The sequence below is a fragment of the Komagataeibacter europaeus LMG 18890 genome, from assembly GCF_000285295.1.
Classification (GTDB): Bacteria; Pseudomonadota; Alphaproteobacteria; order Acetobacterales; family Acetobacteraceae; genus Komagataeibacter; species Komagataeibacter europaeus.
Genome location: NZ_CADP01000126.1, coordinates 1 through 7,202, shown reverse-complemented (window position 1 = coordinate 7,202; position 7,202 = coordinate 1). Strand labels below are relative to the sequence as shown.

General features: G+C 58.0%; 2 protein-coding genes, 3 tRNA genes, 3 rRNA genes and 1 pseudogene. 2 read left to right on the top strand and 7 right to left on the bottom strand.

The window, feature by feature from the left end; genetic code table 11:
- Positions 1 to 29: 29 nt before the first annotated feature.
- A pseudogene (locus GEU01_RS23295) lies at positions 30 to 830 on the bottom strand (ParB/RepB/Spo0J family partition protein); the annotation flags it as partial.
- Between the two features lie 392 nt (positions 831 to 1,222).
- Between GEU01_RS23295 and GEU01_RS18505 the strand changes: the two are divergent.
- Both GEU01_RS18505 and GEU01_RS24920 read left to right on the top strand, forming a co-directional pair.
- Complete coding sequence (locus tag GEU01_RS18505; RefSeq protein ID WP_019087250.1) at positions 1,223 to 1,417, top strand: hypothetical protein; 195 nt, start codon at positions 1,223 to 1,225, stop codon at positions 1,415 to 1,417.
- A 12-nt stretch (positions 1,418 to 1,429) separates the two neighbouring features.
- On the top strand, positions 1,430 to 3,154 hold the full coding sequence (locus GEU01_RS24920) for a recombinase family protein (RefSeq protein ID WP_081500019.1): 1,725 nt from the start codon (positions 1,430 to 1,432) through the stop codon (positions 3,152 to 3,154).
- Here GEU01_RS24920 and GEU01_RS18490 read toward each other — a convergent pair.
- The 6 genes from GEU01_RS18490 to GEU01_RS18465 form a co-directional block, all read right to left on the bottom strand.
- Positions 3,111 to 3,187: transfer RNA gene (locus GEU01_RS18490), tRNA-Met, on the bottom strand. The genes GEU01_RS24920 and GEU01_RS18490 overlap by 44 nt on opposite strands.
- A 21-nt stretch (positions 3,188 to 3,208) precedes the next feature.
- Positions 3,209 to 3,324: ribosomal RNA gene (gene rrf, locus GEU01_RS18485) — 5S ribosomal RNA — on the bottom strand.
- Between the two features lie 113 nt (positions 3,325 to 3,437).
- Positions 3,438 to 6,176: ribosomal RNA gene (locus GEU01_RS18480) — 23S ribosomal RNA — on the bottom strand.
- Between the two features lie 400 nt (positions 6,177 to 6,576).
- Positions 6,577 to 6,652 (bottom strand) — tRNA-Ala (locus tag GEU01_RS18475).
- Positions 6,653 to 6,686: 34 nt separating this feature from the next.
- Positions 6,687 to 6,763: transfer RNA gene (locus tag GEU01_RS18470), tRNA-Ile, on the bottom strand.
- Between the two features lie 169 nt (positions 6,764 to 6,932).
- Positions 6,933 to 7,202 (bottom strand): 16S ribosomal RNA (locus GEU01_RS18465); the annotation flags it as partial.

Genomic DNA, 7,202 nt, shown 5'->3' with positions numbered 1-7,202 from the left:
ATGAGGTATTGCGCTTAAACGGCCGTCCACATAAGTCGGTCGAGCAGCATCGGATCCTGCAGCCAGCCGCCATCGTCAGCCTCGAACAGATCACGCATGACGTGACCACCTGCCGCCAGATAAGCCTCCAGCCCGACGAAACGCACGCGGCGATCCGAGGCCCGCACGGTTTTTTCCGTCAGCATGCGGCGGATCAGATAGGGTTCGCGGTTGTGGCTCTGGGAGACGACCTCCCAGACCTGCTCCTGCCGCGCAGGATCGTCACTGATCGAGAAGGCCATGAGTTGGTCAAGTTTAATGCCGTCCTGCTCGTAGATATCGAGCAGTTTGTCGGACACGGTCATGAGGCGCAGGCGCTGTTTCACAACGGCCGGCACGACGAAGAACGCGGCAGCGATTTCTTCCTCGGACATGCCCTTCTCCAGCATGTCACGAAAGGCGCGAAACTGATCCAGCGGATGCAGGGCCACGCGTTGGACATTCTCGGCCAGGGAATCATCCTCGGCAAGAATGGTCGATCCGGCCTCGCGCACGACACAGGGTACCGAGGCCATCTTGGCCAGTTTCTTCTGCTTTACCAGCAGTTCGAGGGCGCGGAAGCGGCGGCCGCCGGCCGGCACTTCGTAGGTACCGGTCTCGGCCCCTTCGCCGTCAAGAACGGGACGGACGTTCAGGCTCTGCAGCAGGCCGCGGCGTTCGATGTCGCGGGCCAGTTCCTCGATCGACAGGCCGGCCTTCACACGCCGCACGTTGGACTGCGACAGCACCAGCTTGTTGAAGGGAATATCACGGGACGCATTAAGGGCGATTTTCTGGATGGCGCTCGCCATGGCGGGACACTCCGTGACGGACGGGCGGAAGCCTCTCTCCCACCCCTGAATCCGTCACGAAAACCCCACTTCCCTCTTCCTCTCTTCCGGCCTCACCAGACGCCAGATCGCATCCACGGAACCGTGTAGATACGGCTTTACGGAACGCAGGTCCGTGCCAACCAACCTGCGAGTCGATGCACACCGCAATAAATTGCGACTATTATAGTCGCGTCATCACCGATTTGTGATAGTGCCGACAGCGATAGCCGCGCGTATTCGCGACTATCCCAAAGCCCTCTCCGCACGATCCATCTCTTTGTTTCCATGTATTTTTCTGTTCGCTGACATCCCGTCCGACATCCACAGTGCCGTCAGAGCTGACCGATGGTCCATGCAGAAAGGACGGGAAGATGGCACGCCAACGCGATACGATAGCGGACAAGCTGCGGCTCGTTCTCGACGTCCCGGACGCCAACGTGACACCATTACGCAGTGGAGCCGATCCGCGGCTGGTCAGTCTGGTCCGGCTTCTGGCCCGTCAGGCCGCACGGGATTTCGTCAATGCTGAAGTGGAGGCCGCGAGGCGACGCGATCTCCAGGATTAGGGAGATGGGATTGTGAAAGTCGCGCTCTATGCCCGCTATTCGTCCGAAAACCAGCGTGATGCCTCGATCGAGGATCAGTTACGCCTCTGCCGGTTTCACGCCGAAAAGCAGGGCTGGACAATCGTCGACAGCTATACTGATCGCGCCATCTCGGGCGCCTCCCTGCTCCGCCCCGGTATTCAGGAACTGATCCAGGACGCCACACGCGGGCGCTTCACGATCGTGCTGGCCGAAGCCATGGACCGGCTGTCGCGCGATCAGGAAGATATCGCCGGCCTGTTCAAGCGGATGACGTTCGCGGGCGTGCGGATCATCACCCTCTCCGAAGGCGATGTCACGCATTTGCATATCGGGCTCAAGGGCACCATGAACGCCCTGTTCCTCAAGGATCTGGCAGAGAAAGTCCGCCGAGGCCTGCGCGGGCGGATCGAGGACGGCAAGTCCGGTGGCGGCAATTCCTATGGCTACGATGTCGTACGCCAGTTTGACGCCCAGGGCGAGCGCATCCGTGGCGACCGGACCATCAACGAGGAAGAGGCACGCACGGTCAGGCGGATTTTCACCGATTACACGCGCGGGAAGTCCTCGCGCACGATCGCGATGGAACTGAACCGGGATGGCGTTCCAGGCCAGCAGGGACGCGAATGGGGACCGTCCACCATTCACGGCAATCGGGAACGCGGCACCGGCATCCTCAACAACGAGATGTATGTCGGGCGCCTGGTTTGGAACCGACTGCGCTACCTCAAGGATCCCGATACCGGCAAGCGCGTCTCCCGCCTCAATCCTGAATCCGAGTGGGTGGTCCAGGATGTGCCAGAGCTGCGGATCGTCGAGCAGGATCTATGGGACGCCGTGAAGACGCGCCAGGCCGAAACGACCTTCAGCCAGCCGGAACGGGGAAACGAAGCCCTCAGTGAGCGGCGGCGTCCCCGCCATCTCTTTGCCGGTCTGATCCGCTGCGGCTGTTGTGGTGGTGGCTACAGCATGATCTCGAAGGATCTTCTTGGCTGCTCGACGGCGCGCAACAAGGGCACCTGTGACAACCGACTGAACATTCGCCGCGACGCATTGGAGGCCTCGGTCCTGAGCGGACTACGCACGCATCTGATGGAACCGGACCTGTTCAAGGAATTCTGCAGCGAGTTCACCCGCGAGGTGAACCGACTGCGCATGGAGCACGGTGCGGACCTCGCGGCGCGTCGCAACGAACTCGTCAGGGTCGAAAAGCAGATCAGGGGAATCATCACCGCAATCAAGGACGGCATGTACCAATCCTCCATGAAGGCAGAAATGGAAGCCCTTGAGGCCCGCAAGACGGAACTGACATACCTTCTGGCCAACATCGAAGAGCCGCCTCCCCTTCTCCATCCGAACATGGCGGAAATCTATCAGAAGCGGATTGCCAGCCTGTACGAGAGCCTTCAGGCAGAAGAGACGAAGACCGAGGCGGCCGAACGCCTGCGCACGCTCATCTCGCAGATCACGCTCCAGCCAGCCGATGGCGAATTGGCGATCATCCTGCGCGGTGATCTCGCGGCGATCCTGCAGTTCTCGGCACATAAGAAAAACGCCACGGTCCATCCGGACAGTGGCGTTCTTGATGCGTTCGTATCGCAAGTATCGTTGGTTGCGGGGAACCGCACGCTACGATCTCGGCGAAATGTGACGAATGGTCATTCGCAAGCGTCGTTGGTTGCGGGGGCAGGATTTGAACCTGCGGCCTTCAGGTTATGAGCCTGACGAGCTACCGGGCTGCTCCACCCCGCGGTGGTGAGGGGTGACTGGAAGACCTGGCGGCGACCGACTTTCCCGTGCCTTAAGGCACAGTATCATGGGCGCTGGGGTGTTTCACGGCCGAGTTCGGGATGGGATCGGGTGGATCATTCCCCGCCATGGCCACCAGGTCATCCAGTCATCCCTTTGGGAGGGGCTGAGAGGATGTGATGGGTTGGTGCTGTATGGTGTGTTGAAGAGTGGATGACTGCTGTGCATGTATGTTGCCACGTTATGTGGCGATGGAATGAGCCTATTGGGCGATTAGGACCAGTTAGCTGCACGCATTGCTGCGCTTCCACACCTGGCCTATTGACGTGATGGTCTATCACGGCCCTCGGGGAGACCTTGTTTTGAGGTGGGTTTCCCGCTTAGATGCTTTCAGCGGTTATCCCGTCCACACTTAGCTACCCGGCTGTGCCGCTGGCGCGACAACCGGTGCACCAGAGGTATGTTCATCCCGGTCCTCTCGTACTAGGGACAAATCCTCTCAAGTCTCCAACACCCACGGCAGATAGGGACCGAACTGTCTCACGACGTTCTAAACCCAGCTCACGTACCACTTTAATCGGCGAACAGCCGAACCCTTGGGACCTGCTCCAGCCCCAGGATGTGATGAGCCGACATCGAGGTGCCAAACCTCCCCGTCGATGTGGACTCTTGGGGGAGATCAGCCTGTTATCCCTAGAGTACCTTTTATCCGTTGAGCGATGGCCCTTCCACGCGGGACCACCGGATCACTATGGCCGACTTTCGTCTCTGATCGAGCTGTCACTCTCACAGTCAGGCGGGCTTATGCCATTGCACTCGACAGTCGGTTTCCGACCGACCTGAGCCCACCATCGCGCGCCTCCGTTACACTTTGGGAGGCGACCGCCCCAGTCAAACTGCCCACCATGCAGGGTCCCGGACCTGGCTAACAGGCCTCGGTTAGACATCAGAAACAGTCAGGGTGGTATTTCAAGGATGGCTCCACCGGAACTGGCGCCCCGGTTTCAAAGCCTCCCACCTATCCTACACAGAATGTCTCTGATGCCACTGCAAAGCTGCAGTAAAGGTTCATAGGGTCTTTCCGTCTGACCGCGGGTACCCCGCATCTTCACGGGGAATTCAATTTCGCTGAGCCGATGCTGGAGACAGCGGGGAAGTCGTTACGCCATTCGTGCAGGTCGGAACTTACCCGACAAGGAATTTCGCTACCTTAGGACCGTTATAGTTACGGCCGCCGTTTACCGGGGCTTCAATTCGGTGCTTGCACACCTCCTCTTAACCTTCCGGCACCGGGCAGGCGTCAGGCCGTATACGTCGTCTCTCGACTTCGCACAGCCCTGTGTTTTTACTAAACAGTCGCTACCCCCTGGTCTGTGCCACCCGCCAATGGTTGCCCACTGACGGGTCTTGCTTATCCCGAAGTTACGCAAGTAATTTGCCTAGTTCCTTCAGCATCGTTCTCTCAAGCGCCTTGGTATTCTCTACCAGTCCACCTGTGTCGGTTTCGGGTACGGTCTATATGCCAGAGCTATTTCCTGGAATGCGCCAAAAGCCGGATCAATCCGATAAGACCCGACAACATATTGCATTCGTCACTTCTGGCAGGCCCGGGAATATTTGCCCGGTTTCCATCGACTACGGCTTTCGCCCTCGCCTTAGGGGCCGGCTCACCCTGCGCGGATTAACCTTGCGCAGGAACCCTTGGACTTTCGGCGACAGTGTTTCTCGCACTGTTTGTCGCTACTCATGTCAGCATTCGCACTTCCGATATCTCCAGAGAGGGTCACCCCGTCTCCTTCACAGACCTACGGAACGCTCCGCTACCGCGCATACATAGTATGCACCCACAGCTTCGGCACGTGGCTTGAGCCCCGTTACATTTTCGGCGCAGGGTTTCTATTAGACCAGTGAGCTATTACGCTTTCTTTAAAGGATGGCTGCTTCTAAGCCAACCTCCTGGTTGTTTTGGAATCCCCACATCCTTTCCCACTTAGCCACGATTTGGGGGCCTTAGCTGGTGGTCTGGGCTGTTTCCCTCTCGACAATGGACCTTAGCACCCACTGTCTGTCTGCCGAGCTCATACTTCCTGGTATTCGGAGTTTGGTTAGGTTTGGTAAGGCTTTGGGCCCCCCTAGCCCATCCAGTGCTCTACCCCCCGGGGTAATACTCGACGGTCTACCTCAATAGATTTCGCGGAGAACCAGCTATTTCCGAGTTTGATTGGCCTTTCACCCCTAGCCACAGCTCATCCCCGACTTTTTCAACAGGCGTGGGTTCGGCCCTCCAGTGCGTGTTACCGCACCTTCAGCCTGGCCATGGCTAGATCACTCGGTTTCGGGTCTTCTGCCAGCAACTCGTCGCCCTGTTCAGACTCGCTTTCGCTGCGCCTACACCTAACGGCTTAAGCTTGCTGCAAACAGAAACTCGCTGACCCATTATACAAAAGGTACGCCGTCACCCCATAAGAGGCTCCGACTGCTTGTAGGCATTCGGTTTCAGGTCTATTTCACTCCCCTCGTCGGGGTGCTTTTCACCTTTCCCTCACGGTACTTGTTCACTATCGGTCACCAGGGAGTATTTAGGCTTGGAGGGTGGTCCCCCCATGTTCAGACAGGATTTCACGTGTCCCGCCCTACTCAAGGATCATTCCTGACACTACGCATACGGGGCTATCACCCGCTATGGCCGGACTTTCCATTCCGTTCTGCTTCTTCAAAAATGAACACTGGCCTGTTCCGCGTTCGCTCGCCACTACTAGCAGAATCTCAATTGATGTCTTTTCCTCCGGGTACTTAGATGTTTCAGTTCCCCGGGTTCGCCTCATGTCCCTATGTATTCAGAACATGATACCCATCGCTGGGTGGGTTGCCCCATTCAGATACCCACGGATCAAAGCCTGCTCGCGGCTCCCCATGGCTTTTCGCAGCGTGCCACGTCTTTCATCGCCTCCTGGTGCCAAGGCATCCACCGAATGCCCTTATCGCGCTCATTGCCCACACATGCACAGGAGCCATCCACTCAAGCCACCAGCCAGATAACCAGCCGGCAGATCGAGCAACAACACCCGCACAGAGAAAGTGCAGTGCATCGCACAATTCAACACTTAACTCGTTCATGAACGCATGCGCCTTCATCACTTAGCATGGATACTCCGACTGCTCGGACCATCCACGGGCCAGACCAACCCGTGACAAAGGCACGTCCACGAACGCACCAACCTATTCACATTATCAAAGAGCAAACTTACCAGACCGCAACACCCCGTGCACCGCCAACGCGGTTCCACAAGGCATCCGTCCGATCTCCATTATCTTCCGGCGACAATCTTTCCAGTCCAGCGCTTCAGCCCATGGGGCTTCCAGCCATTCCCTACCCTCTCGACACCAGTCATTGGTGGAGGCGGACGGGATCGAACCGACGACCCCCTGCTTGCAAAGCAGGTGCTCTCCCAGCTGAGCTACGCCCCCATCAGTGCATGCCATCACACGCACGCAGCAGAACTGGTGGGCCAGGGAGGACTTGAACCTCCGACCCCACGCTTATCAAGCGTGTGCTCTAACCAACTGAGCTACTAGCCCCAAAAGGGTCCATTGATTGTCGCTGGAAGGGATATGTTGACGGCGCGTTACACCGAAGTGCAGGCAGCCTACCTAGCTGTGCCTTGCCCGATCCTGCAGGCAAGGACTTTATATAAGAAGCGTTCCAAAACAGTCCAGTTACCCAGACCATCCTCAGAACACATCCTTGAAAGGAGGTGATCCAGCCGCAGGTTCCCCTACGGCTACCTTGTTACGACTTCACCCCAGTCGCTGACCCGACCGTGGTCGGCTGCGTCCTTGCGGTTCGCTCACCGGCTTAAGGTCAAACCAACTCCCATGGTGTGACGGGCGGTGTGTACAAGGCCCGGGAACGTATTCACCGCGGCATGCTGATCCGCGATTACTAGCGATTCCACCTTCATGCACTCGAGTTGCAGAGTGCAATCCGAACTGAGACGGCTTTTTGAGATCGGCTCGG

What these genes read in the sequence shown, in the direction of transcription:
- GEU01_RS18505 (WP_019087250.1), top strand. Translation starts at nt 1,223, where the DNA reads ATGGCACGCCAACGCGATACGATAGCGGACAAGCTGCGGCTCGTTCTC.